Below are 23111 nucleotides of genomic sequence, written 5' to 3'. Positions count from 1 at the left end.
GTTGAAAAATACATCAAATTCTAATTTCGGAATTCGGTGGCGCGAATGGAATCAGAGACAAAGATTTTTTGAACTCCGCTTTAGCCAGACCTTTCCAAACATTTGATGGGAAAGAACTTTGCCCTACCCCTTTAGATAAAGCTGCCTCATTAATCGAAAGTATTCTTATTAATCACCCATTCGTAGATGGCAATAAGCGAACGGGTTATGTTTTAATGCGCCTGCTTTTATTACAAAATAAACTAGATATAGTAGCAAGCCAAGAAGAGAAATACTCCTTTGTTATGGATATTGCTTCTGGATACTCGAATTTTGAAACTATAGTAAAATGGTTAGCTAATCATAAAGTAAAAATAAGCGGCTAACAAATGGCTTTACGCCATTTGGGATTACTGCATTAGAACAATCAGCAGTAGGAATGCGGATTATCCATCCAGCTTAAGGCCACAAACGCCTGACTTTTTTTATCTGGTTTTATATCTTTAATACATGTCACAATTAGAAGCAATAAAAGCTTTGCTAGTAAAACTAAAGCCAGAATTAGCAGAGAGATACTTTGTTAAATCAATAGGGCTATTTGGTTCAATTGTAAGAGATGATTTTTCACCCACAAAAAGTGACATTGATATAATTGTTGATTTTTCAAAGCCAATAGGCATTCAATTCATTGAAATAGCTGATTATTTAGAAGAAAAGATTAATCGTAGAAGAAAATACGCTCATAAAAAATAATTAACAAACACATTAAATTGCTCCATAATTGTGAAATTTAAAATTCAATATATAAGCGATATAAATGGCAGTATTTTAGCGATTCAAATGCCAATTAATGATTGGAAACGAATAATGGCTAAAATTCAAAAATCGGAGAAAATTCTTAAGCATAAATCTGACGGAATCATCATTCTTAAATAAATGAAACCTCTAAAGAACATTCATCCAGGCGAAATTTTACAAGAAGAATTTCTAATTCCTCTTGGTATTTCTGCGTACAGGCTCTGCAAGGATACAGGTATTCCACAAACAAGGATTTCTGTGATCATAAAAGGCAATCGGAGAATTACAGCGGATACTGCGCTAAGATTCTCAAAGTATTTTGGGACTTCAGCTAAGTTTTGGCTGGGCTTGCAAGATGACTTTGATATCGAAGAAAAGAAACATTCACTGAAATCTCAGTTAGCTTCAATATCCAGATACAGTAATACAGCCGCATAACAAAAAGGATTTGCTCAAGTAGGAACACAGATCATCCAACCAGCGTAAAGCCACGGACGTTAGCTCTGATTTTTTAACCCCTCAGAAATTTGAAAAGTTACCAAATTTTGGTACATTTACTTAAATATTAATTAATGGGACGCAATACATCCATTTCATTAGGGGATCACTTTGAAGATTTCGTTGACGCCAAAGTATCAACAGGAAGATTTAAGAATGCTAGTGAGGTAATAAGGGCAGGTCTTAGGCTTTTAGAGGAGGAAGAATCAAAAATTCAAGCACTCAAAAAAGCTATTACAGATGGTATTGAAAGTGGTGTGGCTAGAAGTTTCGACCCTAAAAAGCATCTTGAAAAATTAAAAGCTGCTAGAAGAAAAAATGGGTAGTTACTCTTTAACAAATAAAGCAGTTCAAGATTTATCATCAATTTGGGAATATACAGTTGATACCTGGTCAGAGAGACAAGCAGACAAGTACTATTTCATGCTATTAGATTTTTGTCAAGACATAGCAGATGGTAAGGTTATAGGTAAAAATTATCCAGAGGTAAGTGCAGAAATTTTAGGATTTAAAGCTGGGCAGCACATACTTTTCTATAGAAAGCTGAGCATAGGTAAAGTTGAAATAGCTAGAATCTTGCATGCACAAATGGATTTGAAAAATAGGATACAAGAGTAAAACCACTGCTAACAATAGGCTTTACGCCAGGAGTAACACAGATTATCCAACCAGCCTAAACCCACAGACGTTAGTGGCAATTATATCGGAACACCAAAATAATTATGAGACATTTTATCATCTTGACTTCTATTTCTGTTTTATTATCTAACTGCAACAACTCTAAGTTTGACAAAAAAGCAAATAATGACACAACTAACATTTATCCTACAATAAGTTACCTAGACATAAAACTTGACTCTATGGGACAACTTCCTTCCAACCCATATATTTTAGAATTTACAAACGGGAAAAAAAGGGTGGTGTTTTGTGGTGTTAATCATTTGACAGATAATTCAGATATAGAAAATCCAATGTTCGCAAAAATTGAACAAAAATTCTTTGCTTTCAAACCTGAAATAGCAATTAACGAAGGTGGCGACATTTCAAATAAAGTTTACAGTTCAAGAAAAGATGCTTTATTGAAGGATGGCGAAATTGGGTTAACTAAAATATTAAGTGATAGTTTAAAAATAAAAACAGTTGACGGCGACCCAACAGTTGAGTTTGAATTTCAAGAATTACTTAAAACATATTCAAAGGGTGAGTTTTTGGCTTATATCGTTACTGAACGTCTTATGTGGGGACTTAAAGGGCAAGGCATTTCAAAAACCTCGGAAATCGAAAAAAAGTATGAAGCATTTGTTCAAAATTACATCATTAAAGAAGGTGGGATAGCACTTGAAAAAACTGAACAGAGTTTTAGTTTTTTTAAATCAAATTATGAGCAGTTATTAAAACGACCTTTTGACATTTCAGAACTTGAACCGACTAATCCGTTTGAACCAAATGGAGAATTTCAAAAAATTGGCAGAGCCTCAAAAGAAATAAGAGACCAGTTTTTAATAAAAACAGTTGACAAACTATTAAACACACACGACAAAATATTTATTGTTTTCGGTGGTTGGCATTTACTGACTTGCAAGCCAGGACTTGAAGAAGTCATCAATCGCAAGAGAGAATAACTGCAACCGTTATCTTTAACAAAATATTTTAATTCGGCATTTGTACCGGGGCTGACGTAATATTAATTATGAAATATAGTGTAAGAATATTTTGCTCACTTCTTTTCTTAGCGTTTATCATGAATTCAATGGGAAGGGTGCAAAACTCGCAGGAGATCTTAGAATGGAACTCTATTAGAATAAATAATAAGTTGCCTTTATTGTGCAAGAAGAAAGATTTATTAAATCTATTAGGAAAGCCCGATAAAATATTAGATCCTCAAAATCTTGACTTTTGCACGTCTTATTTTCACCTAAAATAACACTAGATAGCTCAGTTACCTTAGAAAAAATCAAACGGTTATTCCCAAAGTCAACTAAGCTGGCTCAGGAATTAATTATCGATAATAAAGGAAAAGTTTTAAGTATTAAGCTGCTGACTTCAAACAAAAACTCAGATGATGGATGGCTTTTGTTTTTCAAAGCTGGCAAGTTAGTGAGAGTGGACTATTGGATAGCTTGTTAAAATACTACCGCTTACAAAAGGCTTACGCCAGTTGGAGGTTCAGCAATGGCCCATCAGCTTTTGTATTTCAAATGGACTTCAGTAATTTGGCTTTAGCTAATCGGGGATTTAGTGGCCAAGCCAGCAGTATTAACACAGATTATCCAAACGGTGCTAAGCCCCGAACGTTAGCAGTCATTGCAAATGAATTTATTAAAAATTATAAAATTGATTAAGAAATATTTTGTTTTGATATGCATCATTACATCAGCGGTTTTGATAATAGTTGCAACTTTCAATTATCCTGGTGGGTCATTATTTGACAAAAATTCTATTGGTTTTGACTGGTCAGGAAATTTTTTCAGTCATTTGTTTGCACCTAAGGCAATAAATGGTTCTGAAAACACTGGAAGGATTTGGGCAATTATTGGCATGGCTTTCCAATCTATTGGTTATGGAACTTTCTTTATAAATATGGCCAATAAAATTTCTTCAAAGTTGTGGGCAAAGATTTTGAAATTTATTGGTGTTATCAATATTGTATTTATTTTTTTAATTGCAACACCCTTACATGATATAGGGACTATATCCATTGTTTTGACTTTATTAGGTTTGTTTACAATTTCTATTTATATAATAAAATCCAAACTCCATTTTCTTAAAGTTTGCTGTGTTTTTTGCCTTATAACTTATTACTGTTTTTTTGCACTATACGGATTTGGTTATTTGGGTTTGACAGTTATAATGCAGAAAATATTCTCTATATGTTCATTAATCTTGGTTGTAGGATTAGAATATTTTACAAAAAAAGAGGACTTTTTAGACGTTTAATTCTGGGTGAAAAAGAAAAAAGCCACGAACGTTAACTACCACTTTCCAATTAGCCTATGTCATATAAGAAGTTTGCTCAACTTATAATTACACTTCTAATAATAGCATTATTGGCTTTATCACCTTTTTTGCCAGGCCCTTCTTATTTGAGTGGACTTGCAAAAGTCTTTTATTCAACAGCACTGATTTTGAGTAGTTTCAGGGTTCATTTTTTACTTTTGCAATTTCTATGACACTTATAATTTGCCTCTTCTTGGGTTACAAAATTCGAAGCTTTAGCCGCAATATTGCAATTGGGCAAGCAAATAAAATTGTAGTTGCTATTGAATCTTACAGAAAAGCTTATAATGCATACCCACAAGGTCTAATCAATCTTCAACCCAAATTTGTAAAAACCATACCTAGTTCACATATAATAGGTATTCCAAGTTTTCAATACGAAAATCTTGATAGTACATATCGACTGACTTTTAAGCAGGAAGTGCTATTTAACTTTAATTATGAACTAGTGTCTTATAATCCTAATGAAGACGAAAATGAGGAGGAAGAATTTCTTAAGGCGGGTTATAAGCATTGGACATACTACATTGTAGACTGATGGATTTCAACTGCTAACAAACATCTTCACTCCACTTTAGCCCTCAGCAACTCCTCCTCATCTTTGGCATTACTAATCAACTTCAGTAATTTAGCCTTAACTAATCGATTCCACTCTTTCACCAATCCTGCCCGTATTGTTCCATTCTAGAAAATTCCAATACAAACAAAAAATGAAAATGATATTCCTATCTCTGATATTGGCACTGAACCTTGCTTGTGTAGAAAAGAAATCAAATGAAAATGAAACAAATAAGCCAGAATGGGTAATGACCTCAAAATCGGACAGTTTGCAATTTTCTTCTGGAATCCGAGCAATCTTTCAGGACAGTAAAGGAAATTATTGGTTGGGAAGTCATAAAGAGGGCATATCCTTTTTTGATGGCAAAACATTTGAGTACTTTACAATAAGTCAAGGTTTAGCCGATAATCAAATCCGTTCTATCCAAGAAGACAAGAAGGGTAGAATTTGGATTGGCACTGCAAGGGGAGTTAGTGAATATAACAATGGAACGTTTACACATTATTCCACCAATATCAACCAACCCGAATACGATTGGAGTAAAACCAATGGAGAGTTATGGTTTAATGCTGGGGAAGAGGATGGAATTAATCGATTTGACGGTATCAATATGCATTATTTAATTTTTCCCAAACCCAACAATACAACAGCTGACAATTCTTACGGTGTAACGGATATAGCCAAGTCTAAGGATGGTAAAGTTTGGATTGCAACCTATGCTGCGCTATTTAACTATGATGGTAAACAGGTAAGCATCTATGATGCTGAAAGATTAAATTTAAAACGGGATGAGCTTTTGCATATACGAAGTGTATTAGCAGATTCAAAAGGACGAATATGGATTGGTAATAATGGAATTGGCGTTTTGTTGATGGACGGTAGTACGATAGTTAATTTTTCTGAAAAGCATCATTTAATCCATCCAACAAGTACTCGACGAGGAGATAAGTCAAAACCAGGCACTCTTGAACATGTTTTTGCTATGGAGGAAGATGCAGATGGCAATATTTGGTTTGGGGATAGAGATACAGGCGCTTGGAAATACGACGGTAAAACTTTGACAAACTATCCAATAAGTGACAACCTATCTAACCCAATGATTTGGACAATTTATAAAGACAATAAGAACAATTTGCTTTTTGGGATGGAAGACGGAAAGATATTTAAGTTTAACGGAAAGACTTTTGAAAAGCAATTTATTACCTTGCCATCAATCAAATAATTCTCTTCGTAAAAGTCTATAATACACCATGAGATTTTATATATTCATTTTATTGTTTCTATTGGGATCAACCATTGTAAACGGACAAGTTATTCAAAGAAATGATGGAGAAACGGCTGAGCAATTTGCGGAGCGCTTTAAGCCTCAAAATGCAAAATTGACCCATGGTGTGATAGAGATGAAATGGAATGATATACCCATTATTATTGCTCTATATAAACAACCCTATAAATTACCGCTAAAGCAGGATCTTGAGCAACAGACGTATTTTCGTATTGTGGGGACAGTATTTATGCATAAGGATAAAAATACTTTCATTAAAACTGGTTTTGGGGTAATTGATACAGAAGGAGGAGAGCCCAATATAGAGACAGTCTTTTTCGCTAATGCGGATACAGATAAAACTAAAGAGTTAGTAGTAATTGCTTCTTGGCAGCAGCAGCATTTTGATGTAGATGGTACACTTTATGGCACTTTCGTTTATGACTATGACCTATCCAATAGAAGAAATGATTGGAAATTGCTTGAAAAAATAAGTAAAAAATTGGACGGAGGTTGCGAGTGTAGTTGGAGTGATGGCTCAAGTAAGAAAGCAAAGTTTAAAACGGCAGCTCAAGTTAAACGTGAATTAATTAGGTTGGGTTATAAATAATTAGGAGTGCTAATAACTTCTTTCAACATGAAAACAATTTTTTCATCCTTTCTTTTATTACTCTCATTAGTTTTAACAGCCCAACCTAGCCCATATCTTTCAGACTTAACATCCTTAAAGTCATTTGTTGAAAAAACAGCCTCATTTAAGGATCAAATAAAGGGTGAGAAAAAGGCTGATTTCAATGCATTGTATGCTCGACTAGCATCTGATACCATAAGTAATCCTGAAAGCTTTACTTATTTCTACAACCTATCTCAACTCATTTTCCCTCTTCGCGACAACCATATAGGATTCTATCGCATTCCCAATTATGAACCATTCAGGACAAAAGAGCGCATAGATAGCTTTGTTGCTACTAAAGAATTTCAAGATTATCCTACTACATCCTTAGACCTAGATTCATTAAGAGTAATTCTTTCCAATAAGCCGATTGAATCCGTTGAAGGCATTTATCACTATGATACTTTTTACACTGTAGGACTTTTCAAAAATAATGACCAGGAATATATTGGAGTAATTCTCGATTCAAAACTAAACTTTTGGAAAAGCGGGAATATTGCTATTCATCTTTATGAAACTGCTCAACATACTTATAAAGCAATCTACGGACATCCTTATTTTAAGCATTTTATACTACAGCCCATAGAGAAATACCAAAACCAAACACTGGTGAATTCTTATTTCTATGGTTCTTTTTCTCAATCGGTGTATGCTAAAAAATTAGAAAAAGAGGATTATAGTAATCTGCCAAAAGATGGTACAAAATTCGCTTTCAAAAATATAGATGAAAAAATTCAATACGTTTTGATTCGCTCATTTCAGACCAATCCTAAAATAGCGCAAGCATCACAATTTTTTTACGACTCTATTAAAAATCAATTGGTAGCGCCTAATCTAATTGTAGACTTAAGAAATAATGAGGGAGGTGCAGATAAGGAGATGACAAAGTTCCTTAAACTTTTAAAAGGGTATCTGAAAATCGGGAAATTATATTTGCTTGTTAATAATGCTACATTGAGCCAAGCAGAACTGTTTACTTTGGAGCTAAAGCAACAAAAAAATGTTTTCATTCTTGGCCAACAAACCAAAGGAATGTTGGCCTATGGCAGCAATTATGGAAAATACCTAAGACTGCCAAGCGCTAAATTTGAGTTTTATCAAACCGATATGAATAATGGCTCCACCGCTTTGCAATATGAAGATTCTGGTATTAGTCCCGATTATTTCTTAACCAATAGGAAAGATTGGATAGAACAAACCATAGACTTTATAGGCAAAAGGTAATTTTTGTGTAAATTGATTTCTACTATTCAGCCTATGGCACTAAATAAAATTCGTGAATTGTTTCGCAAACAGCCACCTTTAAAGGCGTTGGCCCTTTCATTTATTCTGAATTGGTTTTTCTGGCTCATCATGCGATTACTTGCCGATCAATTTGTTTTTGATGAAAAGCATTCATGGATGTCCAATTTGTTTTATGCAACCTGGATGTCTTTCATTATGATCATTCCGTTTAATTGGAAGACGATTCAAAAATTATTCAAAACCAAAACTAAAGAGACCAAAAATATGGAAGTACATCACCATGCTCATGATCCAGCAGCGCCTCATCACAAAAAGAATTGGAAATCTTATTTCTGGGAATTCCTAATGCTTTTTCTTGCTGTTTTCTGTGGTTTTTTGGCAGAGTACCAATTGGAACATAAAATCGAAAGAGACCGGGAGATTCAATACGTGGAAAGTTTGGTTCAAAACCTAAAGGCGGATACTAGCGATTTAACTAGAACAATAAACCGAAACTATCAAAAAGAAGCTGCATGGACTTCTTTATTAGCACTTGCTAGGAAAGACATTTCAAATCCCGTAATAGCTAGGCAATTCTATGAGTATTTTTTTAAAGGTGCATTTTTGCCAGTATTCAGATCTACGGACGCAACAGTAATTCAATTAAAAAATGCAGGTAACTTGAGATTAATTCGAAGAAAGGAGGTAGTTGATAGCATTTTAGGTTATGACTCTCGAAACAGAGCAATTGCAGATCATAATGAAAGTTTTAGCAAACAAAATGATAAGGTATGGGATGAAGCATTTCCGATAATACAAACTTGGATTTTTGCTGATAGCTCATATGTTGATTTTGAAAAACGCGAAATATTATCAAATGTTCTGCCAGAATTGAATAACAATAAACTTCAAAATCAAATATTTTTTGGCAATTTGACAAGATCTATTTTATATACAAAAGTCAATAGGAATTATTTGATTCAACAAAAAGCAAAGGCAGAATCGCTTATTTCTTTTTTACAAACAAAGTATCATTTGGAATAAGCAAAAATCAACCCTAAATGAACTCAATATCGCCCAATATTTTTGTTAAGGATATCAATGCCTCTATTGACTTTTACAAGCAGTTAGGATTTTCTGTTATTGCCTCAGTTCCAGAGCAAGGTGATTTGGTTTGGGCAATGATGACCTGCGGAAATGTAACTTTTATGTTTCAGACCTTTGAAAGTTTGGGAGAAGATTTACCCATGGTTTCAAGACATAATGGAGGCTCATTGCTATTGTATATTCAGACCACCGAAATCCGCAAATTCTTTGATGCTATAAAAGACAAAGTAAAAGTGGTAAAAGGCATTGAAAAAACATTTTACGGTGCAACGGAATTTTCTATAGAAGATAATAACGGTTACGTATTAACTTTTGCAGAAGATGAAGAATAAGCCCATATATTAGTCCAATGAGTATACTTAATACCATCCTACACCTCGACCAAAACTACCTCATCATTGGTCTCTTAGCCATTTTCTTTACACTGGAACAAGTTTCCGGAACTCCTTTTTCTTTTAAAAACAGAGGAAAACATTTATTCCAAAATATCCTGTATCAGGTAGTATTAACAGCCTTGAATGTGTTTTTTGTTTCCATTCAAGTGTACTGTATAGAATGGCTAAATACCCATGAAATTGGTTTGCTCTATCTAGTAGAAATCCCATTCATCGCAAAGCTGTTGATTGGTGTTATGCTTTACGACTTTACTACTTATTGGATCCATAGGGCTTCGCATACCGTTCCCTTTTTATGGAGATTACACAGAGTACATCATAGCGATACAACCATGGATTCCTCCACGGTACTTCGATTTCATCCATTAGAGCTGATTCTTGTTTACCAAACAGGTAATATACTCGCAGCAGGCATTTTTGGTCTAGATGTAAATGCGATGGTCTTGTACTATTTCGTTATTTATATCTTTTTATTTCTTGAGCATTCCAACCTGCATTATCCTACATGGCTGAATAATACTTTTGGACTCATTTTTGTAATGCCCGATCATCATCGGGTACATCATCAGCAAGAACAGTTCTATACAGACTCTAATTATGCTGATATATTCATTCTTTGGGACAGAATTTTTGGTACTTTTAAATGGATGCCCGTAGAAAAAATGAAATACGGGTTGGTTGAGTTTGAGGGAGAAGAGAAGCAATCTTTTCTCTATTTAATGAAAAGTACTTTTTTACACATTGAACGAGTAGAATCCCCAAACCTGAATACAGAGACAAATAAAAATAGCCCCCCATGCGAAGAAGACAATTCATTCAAAACGCCTCTTTAACGGCTTTAGGCATTATCGCTTTTGGCGGGATTAAAGCTGTAACTAGATCCGCTGCCGCTGCCAATGCACTACGAGTAAACGGGAAGCGCATTGAAAGCCGCATTTTTGAATTGGCCAAATTTGGAATGGATGCCAATGGCCATGGTACCCGCGTGGCATTTACCCAGGCAGATATAGAGGGCCGTGCATGGTTTACAGCGCTCATGCAAAGAGCCGGTTTAAATCCTACCATAGATACCGCAGGAAATATTATTGGCAAACGCAAAGGCAAAAACAATGCTTTGAAACCCATTGCTTTTGGTTCTCATATTGATATGGTGCCAGACGGGGGTAATTACGACGGCACATTGGGTTCTATTGGTGCATTGGAAGTCATAGAGATCTTGAATGAGCAAAATTTAGTGACCGAGCATCCCCTGGAGCTGATCATTTTTAGCAATGAAGAGGGCGGCACCATTGGCAGTAAAGCTATGGTAGGAGATATTAGTAAAGAAGGCTTACAGCAAAGAAGCCAAAGTGGTTTAACCATGGGGGAAGGTATACGGGCTATTGGTGGAAACCCCGATAATATTCAATCTTGCATCCGTAAAAAAGGAGATATCCATGCCTGGCTGGAATTGCATATTGAACAGGGTGGTATTTTAGAAAAAGAAAAGATACAGATTGGTGTAGTAGAAGGAATTGTAGGGATTGTGCATTGGGAAGTAATGGTTGAGGGATTTGCGAATCATGCAGGTGCTACACAAATGAATATGCGTCAGGATGCTTTATTGGCTGCTTCTAAATTGGTGATTGCGGTAAATGAAGTTATCACCAGCGTAAAAGGAACACAAGTGGGAACAGTAGGTAAAATAGCGGTGCAGCCAGGTGCGTACAATGTGATTCCAGGGAAAGTTCAAATGGGATTAGAAATACGCGATTTGTCGGCCGAAAAAATTGAAATGCTATTCAAAGAAATTGAAAAGCGGGCTGATCTAATTGCCAAAGCCACTAAAACCAAAATTCTTTTTGAAAGACAGGCGAATGAATCCAAACCAGCTTTAACGGACAAGAAATTACAGCAAACCATTCATGCCACTGCTAAGTCCTTAGGATTTAGTACCAAGTTCATGCAAAGTGGGGCAGGGCACGATACGCAACATGTAGGTATGATTGCCCCTGCTGCAATGATATTTATTCCTAGTGTTGGGGGGATTAGTCATTCTCCCAAAGAATTTTCTACAGCAATCGATATGGAGAATGGAGCGAATGTATTATTGCAGACCATACTGGCTATTGATAAAGCGAATCAATAAAAAATTATAATTTGAAACAATGACTCAAGATAATATAACAGTACAAGCCACCATTTCGGCAGATAAAAATAAAGTTTGGGAATACTATACTAAGCCCGAACATATTACGAAGTGGAATTTCGCAGATTCTAGTTGGCATTGCCCGTCTGCAACAAACGAAATGCATGTAGGGGGTCATTATGTAGCTAGAATGGAAGCAAATGATGGGAGCTTTGGCTTTGATTTTGCTGCCGTATATACAGAAGTTAATCCCGGTTCAGATTTTACCTATGAGTTTGGAGGTAGATATTCAACTGTTACATTTCGGGAAACGGGTGATGGTACAAAAGTGATTGTAACATTTGATCCGGAAACGCAAAATCCAATCGAATTGCAACGCAATGGATGGCAGGCTATATTGAATAATTTTAAGACATACACTGAGACAAACTGATTAGTGTGTATGAAAAAATTACTTCTGCCCTGCTTTTTATTAACTTTTCTCTTTTCCTGTAAGTATGACAAGCCCAAAGAAGGAGAAAATTACTTGGAAGTGAAGGGAGGAAAAATATGGTATAAGATAATCGGTACCGGTAGAAAGACTCCTATTGTAATGCTACATGGAGGGCCAGGTTTTCCTAGTTATTATTTAACGCCCCTTTTTGAATTGGCCAATGATCGTCAAGTTATAGTTTACGATCAATTAAGTTCTGGTCGTTCTTCTAATTCGGAAGATACCAGTTTGATGAATCTTACATCGCAGCTAGCTCATTTGAAATCGCTCTTAAACCACTTACATGTAAAAGAATTTTATCTATATGGTCATTCTTATGGATCCATGTTAGCAGTTAGTCATTATTTAAAAAATGAACATAAACCTAAGGCTTTGATTTTGGAAAGTCCTTTTTTGGATGCAAGAACCTGGATAAAAGATAGCTATAAGCGGGTGTATGAAATGGATTCATTAGATCGTAATCCCATTTTGCAATTCATTGCGGGCAATTATTCAGACACAGCCAATTTTGCAAAGTCTCTAAATAAGTATTACAGCTTATTTTATAATCGCAAAATGAATCGATACCTTGATTCTTCCATAGCTCGCAGTGGTAAATTACTGGGATTACAAATGAACGGCAATAATGAATTTTTAGTAGGAGGGAATCTGCGAGATATTAATTTGATTGGAGAATTAAAGAATATTAAAGTACCTGTTTTGTTTACGACAGGGGAATTTGATATTGCCCTGCCTACGACAGTTCAGCAGTTTCAACGCCTTACACCTAATGCTAAATTTGTTGTGATTGAGCATGCAGGTCATTCGGTTATGAATGATAATACGGAAGCTGATTTAAAGGCAATCAGACAGTTTATTGATTCATTAGAGGCAAAGGGTAATAAATAGTCCAGCGCTTATTTCTTTTGAGTATATTTATATATAATCACTTACCATGCGAATCCTATATTTCTGCATTCTTCTATGCCTTACTAGCTCTGCCTTTTCTCAAAAAAATGCATCTATCTCATTTGAGAAATGGGTCAGTTTAAAAAATGTAAGTGCACCCATTATTTCCCCTGACGGGAATACAATGGTCTATACGCTTACTTCAACCGATTGGTCTAGTAACAGCTATGATGCTGAAATTTGGATGAGCCGTGAGGGCGCATCGCCAATTCAATTAACACGTACAGGGAAGTCTAGCAGCACAGCAGCGCAATTTTCACCCAATGGTCGCTACGTTTCCTTTTTAGCCGACAGAGGCGATAAAAATCAGTTGTATGTAATTGATTTGAATGGAGGCGAAGCCCTGCAGGTTACCAAAGAAGAGGAAGGCATTGGGGCGTATAAGTGGAGTCCGGATGGTGCGCAAATTGCCTTTTCAAAAACAGAGGCAGATAGCAAAAGAGACAAAGCAATTAAAGAAAAATTTGGTGCGTTTGGGGTAGAAGGCGAAGAATACAAGCATGCTCATTTGTGGGTTGTCAACTTTCATCCAGATAGTGCTAAAATGCCTGTATCTAAGCGTTTGACAGAAGGCAATTTTACAGTCAGCGGATTTGACTGGAGTCCTGATGGTAAAAGTATTGTGTTTAATCGCCAAAGGGATCCATTAATCAATTCAGGTATCAGTGCGGATATTGTATCTATTAATCTTTCCGATAAAAAAATCACACCACTGGTAGCTAATCCAGCATCCGACTTCTTTATTCGCTGGAATCCTGAAGGAACAGCTTTTGTATATACGAGTTCGGTGAACGATTCTATTACTCAGTTTTACAAGAACAATCGACTCTTTGTGTACGATATAGCTACGCAGAAAAGCAGAGAGATTGCTACAGATGTAGATGAAAATAAAAATGTTGTGGAGTGGAATAGTAATGGTATTTATCTTATTGCATTGGAAAAGACAAAGCAAAAACTGTATGTAGTAGATAGCAAAACCGGCAAAACGCAGCCTGTGTCAATTCCATTAGATATTGTTGGGACTGTATCATTTAGTAAGCAATCTGATAAAATTGCTGTATTGGGTCGAAATCACGATGGGTTGAACGAAGTATATATAGGGCGCATGAATACGGAGCTGAAAAAACTGAGTAACAGTTCTGCTCAAATCGCTAACTGGAATACCCCTGTGAATGAAGTGATTCAGTGGAAAAGCAAAGACAATACCACTATTGAAGGGGTTTTACTAAAGCCTAGCAATTTTGATCCAAAGAAAAAGTATCCGCTATTGGTAGTGATACATGGTGGACCTACTGGAATTGATTTTCCAGATCCAGCTCCGGGTACTGTTTATCCCATTATGCATTGGGTAGAGAAAGGAGCGCTAGTCTTACGAGTGAACTATCGCGGTAGTGCTGGCTACGGTGAAAAATTCAGATCACTCAATGTGCGCAATTTGGGAGTAGGCGATATGTGGGATGTGGTTAGTGGAGTGGAATACTTGAATAGCAAGGGTTTCATTGACACATCTAGAATGGGTAGCATGGGTTGGAGCCAGGGTGGATATATCTCAGCTTTTCTAACTACGAATACAAATATGTTTAAAGCCATTTCGGTAGGGGCTGGCATTTCTAATTGGGTAACCTATTATGTGAGTACAGATATTACACCCTTTACACGCCAATACTTAGAAGCTACTCCCTGGAGTAATATGGAAATCTATCGCAAGACTTCACCCATGACCAATATTAATAAAGCGAGTACACCTACTTTGATTCAGCATGGAGAATTCGATAAAAGGGTTCCTATTTCTAATGCCTATGAATTGTACCGTGGCTTACAGGATCGGGGAATTCCTTCTAAGCTGATTGTATATAAAGGGTTTGGTCATGGCATCAATAAACCCAAAGAGCGCTTGGCAGCCATTTGGCATAATTGGCAATGGTTTAATAAGTACATTTTTGGGGAAGAGGAAGCTATGCCAGTGGATTAACTTTAGATCAATTGATAATAGGCACTACAAAATAATCCAAATGAAATTTGAAAATCGCAAACAAAAAGTTACTCCCTTACCTCACTTTTTTCTGAGACTGGGGCGTTATGGACTTTTTGCTTTAGGCTTAATTGTATTCTCGGTATTATTTGGAACCATAGGCTATCATTACATTGGAAATGTATCTTGGTTAGATAGTTTTCATATGGCATGCATGATATTGACAGGTATGGGGCCTGTTGTAGAAATGAAATCCAATGCTGCAAAAATATTTTCTTCTATTTATGCTTTGTATAGTGGTGTTGCATTCTTAAGTATAACTGCCGTTTTTTTTGCGCCCCTCATTCATAGGTTATTGCATATTTTGCATGTAGAGCAAGATGAACTTGTACACTAAACTGACTCAATGAAATTACTTTTGTCTCTATTATTTTTATTTGCTTCTTCTGGTGTTTTTGCCAATGATTCAACCTTGTATCAAAAAAGATTGCAAAGTATTGAAGAGCTTTATACTTGGCTTTCAAAAAGACCCTATCAAAAATTCGATATTACTAAAGCAGATACAAATCATCTAAGCTGGAAGGCGTATGATACTGTATTTAGTGTCTTTTTTGATAGGAAAAAATTGGATTCTTTATTTGAGAAAACGGGACCGAATGATATTTTCCTGCCATCTGCTAAATTCCAAATACTTAAACTTTCATTAGCTAAACTTCATGAGCTTACCCAAAAACAGTGTTTTCGTCAGTTGAATTTTAAACCAGCGAAGCCATGGCCTAATGAGTTCAAACTTACCAAAGAAGATTCTTTTTACCTAAATAATACTATTATTCAATACTTTACAGTAAGTAAGAAAGAAGCGCACTGGACAGGTTTTACTTTTATTGATAAAGGAGTTAGCTTATTAGACATGCCAGTTTATGGAATGTCAGCGGATGAATTCAAGACTTTTAAAACCTATTTTGACAGTTTAAAACCTTGTATTGATAAGAAGATTAGTGATTGAAAGAATTCAATTAATAAACTTCATAAGACTTGACACTCTCCCAATAGTATTGTACATTTAAAGGATAACCCCTTTTTATGCAAAAACTCTTGTTTACAACAGCTATACAGGCAACCGCCCAAAAAGTCTATGAAACCATGTTAGGTTTACAAGACATTAGTACCTATCAAGGATGGACTTCTGTATTTAATCCAACTTCTACTTATGAAGGAAGTTGGGATAAAGGAAGCAAAATCTATTTTGTGGGGGTAGATGAAAATGGAAAAAGAGGGGGCATGGTTTCTGAAATAAAGGAGCACAAGCCAGCACAATTTGTATCCATTTTGCACTATGGATTTATAGATGGAGACAAGGAAGTAACAACTGGCGAGCAAGTTGAAAAGTGGGCAGGGGGTCATGAAAATTATTCATTTCATGAAGTGGGGGGAGTTACAACAGTAACTGTTGACATTGATGTCATAGAAGAATACTTGGATTATTTTAATAATCACTATCCGAGAGCCCTAGAAAAATTAAAGGAAATCGCAGAAAAACACTAACCCCTAACAACAAAAATCATGGCACAGATTAATCCCTATATCCATTTTAATGGAAATGCTGAAGAAGCATTTGAATTTTATAAATCCGTTTTTGGTGGCGAGTTTGCCATGGTCATGCGATTCAAGGATATGGCATTTGAAGGGAGCATTGCCAAGGAATCTGAGGCCAATAAAATCATGCATATTGCTTTGCCAATTGGTAAATCTGATATTTTAATGGGAAGTGATACCCCGGAAGCACTGGGTGTTCACAATCTGAATGAAACTAGAAGTAAAATTTCTATTAGTGCTGAATCGAAAGAAGAAGCAGACAAACTTTTTCATGGACTTTCCAGTGGTGGAAAGGTTGAAATGCCTATTGGTGATAGTCCATGGGGCTCTTATTTTGGAATGTTCCGTGACAAATTTGGCATTGAGTGGATGGTTGATTTTGACCCCCGATACAATGGATAAAATGAAAAATACAATTATCGTTTGTTGTTTGCTACTGCTTACAGCAACAGGTCTGGGACAAACCTTACAAGATACCCTGGCACGACTAGATAATGCGATGCGCATGTATATGCCATCCAATCCTGGGTGTCAGTTGTCCATTCAAAGAAATGGTCAAATCATTTACTCCAAAGCCTTTGGTTTGGCGGATCTGGAAAGAAATGTTCCCATGACCCTAACATCCAAAACGGAAGCTGGTTCTGTATCCAAGCAATTTACGGCCGCTGCCATTCTTTTACTAGAACAGCAGAGTAAACTTTCACAAAAGGATGATATCAGAAAGTATTTACCCGAACTCAAAAATTATGGAGCTGTAATTACAATTGAGCAATTGATGCATCATACCAGCGGTTTAAGAGACTGGGGGGCAGTAGCTGCAGTAGCGGGTTGGGAAAGAACAACAAAAGCCTATACCAATGAAGATGTTTTGGAAATAGTAGCTGCACAAAATAGCCTCAACAATATCCCTGGGGCAGAATTTATTTATAGTAATTCTAACTATAATCTCATGGCGATTATAGTGCAAAGAGCCAGTGGGATGAGTTTGGCAGCGTTTACCAAAAAATATCTTTTTATTCCTGCGGGAATGGTGAATACAGAGTGGAGGGATAATCGCAATCGCATTGTGAAAAATAGAGCTATTGCCTATCAATTAACTCCATCAGGATATGAGATTTTAATGCCTAATGAAGATGCATATGGTAATGGGGGATTGTTAACCACAACGGAAGATTTATTAAAGTGGAATGATTATTATTTGTCAGGTAAATTTGGGACGCCTTCTTTGTTGGCCAAACAAAAAGAAGTATTGCCGTTCAATAATGGAAAGTTGAATGATTATGGTGCTGGATTGTTTATACAACAATTCCGTGGACAGCCCTACATTCAACACAGTGGTGCTACAGCTGGATACAGAGCCAACTTAGAATATTTTCCGGACAAAGATTTGTCCATCGCTTTCTTAAGCAACACCTCCCAATTTGATACCGCAAGAGGTAGACTAGCTAATATGCTAAGAGATATTTTTATTGGAGAAATCAGTGCTTCAGCAAATAATTCAACAGCACCAACTGAAAAAGTGCAATTGCCTACTTTGAATAGGTATACAGGCTGGTACAAAAACGATAGAGATGGAATGGCTGCACAAATAAGCGTCAGAAATAATGAGCTGTATATAGACAATGCATTATTGAAGCCAAACTCAGATACAAAATTTACAACAGCTAGTGCAAGATGGATTGAGTTTATGCAACCCAATTCATTTGTCAATATCATGCCAGAAAGAGATACAATTCGCTATACCAAAGTGGCAGCGCCAGAGGTAACCAATGCTTATTTACAAAAATTTGTTGGCAACTATTTTTCATCTGAAACCAATGCTACCGTTACAGTTTTTTTGAAAGAAGGAAAATTGGTAATCAAACTAAAACCGAATACAGAATATACATTGCAACCAACGTATCAAGATGGGTTTAATATAGTAGGCTTGGGAGGGAATCTTTATTTTCAAAAAGAAGGGAAGGGTAAATCCTATGCAATGAAAATCAGTATTTCGAGGGCTAGGAATATTGTATACAACCCAACCAAAATATGAAAACAAAATTTGTTAATTCGATTGTAACCATATTGTTACTTATCCTCCCATTCTTCATGGGTTCTTTGCTCGCTAAGCATACACCATACATTGAAACAAATTCATTCCAAACTTTTCTAATTATCTGGTGTGCATTCACGCTAGTATTTTTTACACTTAGCTTTAGATTTGTATTGAACCGTATGGCTTTGCCATTGTTTTTAATAGCTTGTCCAATCATTGGAATTGTTGGAATGCAAGCACCACCAGACTTGAGTATTACTGTTCTTAAACACCCAGAAAGAGAGCATTTGAGGTATATTTTTCTTTTTTTTGCTGCTTTTCTTTTTTTGACATTCTTTATTGTGTATGGTAAGTCAAATTTAGCTAAGATGAGCAAAACAAGAAGAATTTGGCTTACTGTACTATTTGTACTTTCATTTGTTGAGTTAATTTGGGAGTTCACACATCATTACTCATATCCTGATGCATTGGCTAAATGGGTGGCTGAAGGAAAACTAGCTGATGATTTTGGAAAGCAGTATGATAATATTACTGTAATTAATATGGGGGTGTTTGGAAGGCTTGTTCAATTTACTTTTATTATATGGGTTTCCATTTTATGTTATAAGGATAAACTTTCAAGTTTATGGAGTCCAATTCTAACTATTCTTTTAAGCTTTGCAGGAATTGTATCTGCCTTTGTTGTTTTTTTTACCGAAATGAATTTTCCTAAGGGCTTCGAGTTTCTATTCTTATTCTTTATTCCTGGCATTCCATTTTTAATATTGTATTGGTTAGGTGTGGCATTGATTACAAAAAATCGATCGTTAGCACCCAATCCCGAATAGTGGGAATCTTCAATTCAATTTTTTAATTAAATTGTAAGATAATTACCCAGCTAAATGGAACAGCAACCCGAAGAAGAAATCTTCGACAATTCTTCTGAACCCGAAACTTCAATTGAACCTACTCAAGCATCCGAAAATATGGAAGTACACCATCATGCCCATCACGACCACGGCACAAAAACTTGGAAGTCTTATTTCTGGGAATTCTTCATGTTGTTTTTAGCGGTCTTTTGTGGATTTTTAGCAGAGCTTCAATTAGAGCACTACATAGAGCATCAACGTGAAAAGAAATATGTTTTTCGTATTTATAACGATTTGAAAAAGGATACTGCATTTTATAAAAAGCATGCAAGCTATCAAATGGGTATTTATCGTTTGCTTGATTCTGCAGTAACTTTTCTTGATAATGGCAGCTATAAAAAATCACCTGATTTGGCTTATGATCTTTTATTAAGAGCTCGATCCACTCGATATTTAGAATACTATAGTACTGCTTTTGATCAGATGAAAACCTCAGGAAATTTGAGATTGATTAGAAAAGAAAATATTTTAGATAGTCTCCTAGACTACTATTATGGAATTGAGAAAAGAGCATTGGTAGCTGATAATAGATATCTGGAAACTGTGACTGAAACCAATAAAGCGCTAAACCGGTTTTGGGATGCGGGAGAATTTCATCAAACTGATTCCGATATAAAATTTAAGTCTCCTTTATTCTTGTATAAAACCGATAAAGCTATATTTCCTGAAGTGCCTTCCATTTATGTATTGGAATTAAAAAATATACTTTTTCAAAGAAAATTGCAGTTGGTTTCATTGAGAAACTTTACGCTGAGGTTAGATATGGAAGCGACGAGTTTATTGCAGCTAATTGAGAAAGAATATCATTTAAAATAAATTGGACATGCAAAACGAGTTTCTAATTAGTGCAAAACAGCAATTCGAATATTATAAAAATTTAGCGGAAAAGACTTTTTCTCGCTTAACAGATGAACAATTGAATTGGAAATACAATGAAGAGAGTAATTCTATTGCCATTATAGCAAAACATATGGTTGGTAATATGCTTTCTCGCTGGACAGATGTATTTACAACAGATGGTGAAAAAGAATGGCGGATGCGCGACGGTGAGTTCGAAGAGGAATTACTAACAAGGGTAGTTCTCCTTGAAAAGTGGGAGAGAGGTTGGCAATGTTTTTATGAGGTACTCGATAATTTGTCTGTAGAGGATTTAGACAGAACCATCTATATCAGAAAGGAACCTTGGACAGTTACGGCAGCTATCAATCGCCAGCTGGCCCATTATCCTTATCATGTAGGTCAAATTGTTTTTATCGGTAAAATGGTATGTGATGCAAACTGGGAGTCCTTGTCTATTCCAAAGAAAGTAAAATGAATTCAATACCTAAAACTAACAAAGCATTATTTGGCGCAATTCTAGGAACTATCTTAGTGATTACTTTAATTGTGGGAATCGTAGACGCTTATCTGAAAAATGATAATCTGAAGATTATAACGCGTGGCTGTTTGTTGGTTGTTTCAATCATTTATACCTACGGTAATATTATTCGTTATAGGAGAAGTAAACAATCTGTTCAAGGTTGATAACCCTATTTATATATGCAAAACTTTTTATTATTTATTCTGCTCATTATTGCTACTCAAATAGCAGCCCAAGACCCTACCGCCAATTATCCTATTTATACAGGTAACGATTTAGGATTGACTTATACGGCTAAAGGTTCAACTTTTAAAATTTGGGCGCCAACTGCCTCCGCGGTTCGAATTAATTTGTACAAATCCGATATGGGCGGCGATTTATATCGCACCGCTGCATTAGAAAAAACTTTGAATGGCGTTTGGCAAATTACTATCAATGAAAACATCAAAGATCAGTATTATACTTTTCAGGTAAATATCAATGGAGTATGGAGTGCGGAAACATTGGATCCCTATGCCAAAGCTTGTGGCACGAATGGAGTAAGAGCACAAGTAATTAATTTGAGAGAAACCAACCCTGTAGGCTGGGAAAAAGATCAATCTCCTGCTTTCTCGAATCGGAATTTGCAAACCGATGCAATCATTTATGAATTACATGTTCGAGACGCTAGTATTCATCCCAATAGCGGGATAAAAAATAAAGGTAAATTTCTAGGGTTGGCAGAAAGTGGGACTAAAAATGCAGCCGGATTTTCTACAGGACTTTCTCATATTAAAGAGTTGGGGGTAACTCATATTCATTTGCTGCCTTTTTACGATTACAATAGTGTAGACGAAACTAAGCAGAACCAATACAACTGGGGCTATGATCCCGTAAACTATAATATTCCAGAAGGTTCTTATAGTACCAATCCTGCAGATGGCAAACAACGTATTAAAGAATTGAAGCAGACCATACAGGCAATACACAGTAATGGCTTGCGAGTAATCATGGATGTGGTATACAATCATACTGCTTTAACACAGCAATCCAATTTTAATGTATTCGCACCGGACTATTATTATCGCAAACGTCCCGATGGAACTTTTTCAGATGCCAGTGCTTGCGGTAATGAAACAGCAAGCGATAAAGCCATGTTTAGAAAGTTTATGCTGGAAAGTGTTTTGTATTGGGTAAAGGAATATCATGTGGATGGATTCCGTTTTGATTTGATGGGGATACATGATATTGAAACAATGAATCTGATAGCTGATACGCTGCGAAAAATTAAACCTTCTATTGTTTTGTATGGAGAGGGATGGACAGCTGGGGGATCACCACTGTCTGATGATAAGAGAGCGCTAAAGAAAAATGCAAGCATGCTCAAAGGTATAGCTGTTTTTAGTGACGATATGCGGGATGGCATTAAAGGAAGTGTTTTTAATATTGATGACCGGGGTTTTGCTACTGGTAAAATCGACAATGCGGAGTCGGTAAAATTTGGTGTGGTAGCTGCAGGACAGCATCCCCAAATTGATTACGATAAAGTAAATTATTCAAAAGCATCCTATACTTCGAGTCCAGCGGGTGTAATTAATTATGCAGATTGTCACGATAATAATATTCTTTGGGATAAGATTGCCCTATCTTATAAAGATGCTACGGAGAAACAGCGCATCAAAATGCATGAACTGGCCTATGCGATTGTTTTAACTGCACAGGGTACGCCATTTTTAACTGCGGGTTCAGAGTTCTTGAGGACTAAGTATGGAGTAGAGAATTCATTTAACAGTGGGGATAGCATCAATGCCATTAACTGGAGTTTGAAGTCCAAGCACTTTGCTACGTATCAGTATCTCCGGACTTTAATTGCAATTAGAAAAGCACACCCGGCCTTCAGAATGCAGACTGCTCAACAAATTGCCCAATACTTGTTGTTTCAATCTGATTTGCCCAAAGGAGTGATTGGATATACTATAAATGGGGCTGCAGTAGGAGATACTTGGAAAAAAATCTGGGTAGGCTATAATGGAAATCTAACGGCGGAAAAGGTTGCATTGCCGGCTGGAAATTGGAAAATTGCTTCTATCCACAGCCAATCTTCTTTGGTTGGAAATCAATTGATCATTGATGGTAGTTCTGCGGTGATTTTGTATCAATAATTGGTATATTTAATATCCTATACCGCTTAATAA

28 protein-coding genes are annotated in these 23111 nt (G+C 36.1%); all 28 read left to right on the top strand.

Annotated features, from left to right (window positions below; genetic code table 11):
* Positions 1-8 precede the first annotated feature (8 nt).
* Positions 9-365, top strand: coding sequence for a type II toxin-antitoxin system death-on-curing family toxin (locus tag TEGAF0_RS06595; RefSeq protein WP_346347638.1), 357 nt, complete (start codon positions 9-11; stop codon positions 363-365).
* A gap of 124 nt (positions 366-489) precedes the next feature.
* Positions 490-732, top strand: coding sequence for a nucleotidyltransferase family protein (locus TEGAF0_RS06590; protein WP_264901079.1), 243 nt, complete (start codon positions 490-492; stop codon positions 730-732).
* Positions 733-915: 183 nt separating this feature from the next.
* Positions 916-1215, top strand: coding sequence for a HigA family addiction module antitoxin (locus TEGAF0_RS06585; RefSeq protein ID WP_264901077.1), 300 nt, complete (start codon positions 916-918; stop codon positions 1213-1215).
* A 134-nt stretch (positions 1216-1349) separates the two neighbouring features.
* Complete coding sequence (locus tag TEGAF0_RS06580) at positions 1350-1601, top strand: type II toxin-antitoxin system ParD family antitoxin (RefSeq protein ID WP_264901075.1); 252 nt, start codon at positions 1350-1352, stop codon at positions 1599-1601.
* Positions 1594-1893, top strand: coding sequence for a type II toxin-antitoxin system RelE/ParE family toxin (locus tag TEGAF0_RS06575; protein ID WP_264901073.1), 300 nt, complete (start codon positions 1594-1596; stop codon positions 1891-1893). Before TEGAF0_RS06580 ends, TEGAF0_RS06575 begins: the two co-directional genes overlap by 8 nt.
* A 104-nt stretch (positions 1894-1997) precedes the next feature.
* Positions 1998-2897, top strand: coding sequence for a hypothetical protein (locus TEGAF0_RS06570; RefSeq protein ID WP_264901072.1), 900 nt, complete (start codon positions 1998-2000; stop codon positions 2895-2897).
* 444 nt (positions 2898-3341) lie between these two features.
* Complete coding sequence (locus TEGAF0_RS06565) at positions 3342-3617, top strand: hypothetical protein (protein ID WP_264901070.1); 276 nt, start codon at positions 3342-3344, stop codon at positions 3615-3617.
* Positions 3610-4212 carry a hypothetical protein gene (locus TEGAF0_RS06560; RefSeq protein WP_264901069.1) on the top strand — a complete coding sequence of 201 codons (603 nt, stop codon included), beginning with the start codon at positions 3610-3612 and terminating at the stop codon, positions 4210-4212. The genes TEGAF0_RS06565 and TEGAF0_RS06560 overlap by 8 nt, the downstream gene beginning before the upstream one ends.
* Before the next feature lie 253 nt (positions 4213-4465).
* The gene (locus TEGAF0_RS06555) at positions 4466-4810 is read left to right on the top strand and encodes a hypothetical protein (protein WP_264901067.1); all 345 of its coding nucleotides are present in this window, start codon (positions 4466-4468) and stop codon (positions 4808-4810) included.
* A gap of 178 nt (positions 4811-4988) precedes the next feature.
* Entirely contained in the window at positions 4989-6053 is a 1065-nt protein-coding gene (locus TEGAF0_RS06550) for a ligand-binding sensor domain-containing protein (RefSeq protein ID WP_264901065.1), read from the top strand.
* Positions 6054-6081: 28 nt separating this feature from the next.
* On the top strand, positions 6082-6705 hold the full coding sequence (locus tag TEGAF0_RS06545) for a hypothetical protein (protein WP_264901063.1): 624 nt from the start codon (positions 6082-6084) through the stop codon (positions 6703-6705).
* A gap of 27 nt (positions 6706-6732) precedes the next feature.
* On the top strand, positions 6733-7992 hold the full coding sequence (locus TEGAF0_RS06540; RefSeq protein ID WP_264901061.1) for a S41 family peptidase: 1260 nt from the start codon (positions 6733-6735) through the stop codon (positions 7990-7992).
* 33 nt (positions 7993-8025) lie between these two features.
* The gene (locus tag TEGAF0_RS06535) at positions 8026-9036 is read left to right on the top strand and encodes a hypothetical protein (protein WP_264901059.1); all 1011 of its coding nucleotides are present in this window, start codon (positions 8026-8028) and stop codon (positions 9034-9036) included.
* 17 nt (positions 9037-9053) lie between these two features.
* Positions 9054-9431, top strand: coding sequence for a VOC family protein (locus TEGAF0_RS06530; protein WP_264901057.1), 378 nt, complete (start codon positions 9054-9056; stop codon positions 9429-9431).
* Positions 9432-9448: 17 nt separating this feature from the next.
* Positions 9449-10327 (top strand): sterol desaturase family protein, encoded by an 879-nt coding sequence (locus tag TEGAF0_RS06525; RefSeq protein WP_264901056.1) that lies wholly within the window; start codon positions 9449-9451, stop codon positions 10325-10327.
* Positions 10291-11622 (top strand): Zn-dependent hydrolase, encoded by a 1332-nt coding sequence (locus TEGAF0_RS06520; RefSeq protein WP_264901054.1) that lies wholly within the window; start codon positions 10291-10293, stop codon positions 11620-11622. The genes TEGAF0_RS06525 and TEGAF0_RS06520 overlap by 37 nt, the downstream gene beginning before the upstream one ends.
* 19 nt (positions 11623-11641) lie before the next feature.
* On the top strand, positions 11642-12055 hold the full coding sequence (locus TEGAF0_RS06515) for an SRPBCC domain-containing protein (RefSeq protein WP_264901052.1): 414 nt from the start codon (positions 11642-11644) through the stop codon (positions 12053-12055).
* 9 nt (positions 12056-12064) lie between these two features.
* A complete protein-coding gene (locus tag TEGAF0_RS06510; protein ID WP_264901050.1) occupies positions 12065-13003 on the top strand; it encodes a proline iminopeptidase-family hydrolase in 939 nt (312 codons plus the stop codon).
* A 46-nt stretch (positions 13004-13049) separates the two neighbouring features.
* Positions 13050-15035 carry an alpha/beta hydrolase family protein gene (locus tag TEGAF0_RS06505; RefSeq protein WP_264901049.1) on the top strand — a complete coding sequence of 662 codons (1986 nt, stop codon included), beginning with the start codon at positions 13050-13052 and terminating at the stop codon, positions 15033-15035.
* Positions 15036-15075: 40 nt separating this feature from the next.
* Positions 15076-15432, top strand: coding sequence for a hypothetical protein (locus TEGAF0_RS06500; RefSeq protein ID WP_264901048.1), 357 nt, complete (start codon positions 15076-15078; stop codon positions 15430-15432).
* Positions 15433-15441: 9 nt separating this feature from the next.
* On the top strand, positions 15442-16041 hold the full coding sequence (locus tag TEGAF0_RS06495; protein ID WP_264901046.1) for a hypothetical protein: 600 nt from the start codon (positions 15442-15444) through the stop codon (positions 16039-16041).
* Positions 16042-16118: 77 nt separating this feature from the next.
* A complete protein-coding gene (locus TEGAF0_RS06490) occupies positions 16119-16580 on the top strand; it encodes an SRPBCC domain-containing protein (protein ID WP_264901045.1) in 462 nt (153 codons plus the stop codon).
* Positions 16581-16598: 18 nt separating this feature from the next.
* Positions 16599-17033, top strand: coding sequence for a VOC family protein (locus TEGAF0_RS06485; RefSeq protein ID WP_264901044.1), 435 nt, complete (start codon positions 16599-16601; stop codon positions 17031-17033).
* A 1-nt stretch (position 17034) separates the two neighbouring features.
* Positions 17035-18666 (top strand): serine hydrolase domain-containing protein, encoded by a 1632-nt coding sequence (locus TEGAF0_RS06480; RefSeq protein ID WP_264901043.1) that lies wholly within the window; start codon positions 17035-17037, stop codon positions 18664-18666.
* A complete protein-coding gene (locus tag TEGAF0_RS06475; RefSeq protein WP_264901041.1) occupies positions 18663-19496 on the top strand; it encodes a hypothetical protein in 834 nt (277 codons plus the stop codon). The genes TEGAF0_RS06480 and TEGAF0_RS06475 overlap by 4 nt, the downstream gene beginning before the upstream one ends.
* A 54-nt stretch (positions 19497-19550) precedes the next feature.
* Entirely contained in the window at positions 19551-20393 is an 843-nt protein-coding gene (locus TEGAF0_RS06470) for a hypothetical protein (RefSeq protein WP_264901040.1), read from the top strand.
* A 7-nt stretch (positions 20394-20400) separates the two neighbouring features.
* Positions 20401-20892: a DUF1572 domain-containing protein gene (locus TEGAF0_RS06465; RefSeq protein WP_264901039.1), complete on the top strand. Its 492-nt coding sequence runs from the start codon at positions 20401-20403 to the stop codon at positions 20890-20892.
* Between the two features lie 224 nt (positions 20893-21116).
* The gene (pulA, locus tag TEGAF0_RS06460) at positions 21117-23078 is read left to right on the top strand and encodes a type I pullulanase (RefSeq protein ID WP_264901037.1); all 1962 of its coding nucleotides are present in this window, start codon (positions 21117-21119) and stop codon (positions 23076-23078) included.
* Positions 23079-23111: the final 33 nt, after the last annotated feature.

It is taken from the genome of Sediminibacterium sp. TEGAF015 (genome assembly GCF_025997995.1).
Lineage (GTDB): Bacteria > Bacteroidota > Bacteroidia > Chitinophagales > Chitinophagaceae > Sediminibacterium.
Note: the sequence above shows the minus strand (reverse complement) of the source record. Positions and strands in the feature narration are given on the sequence as shown.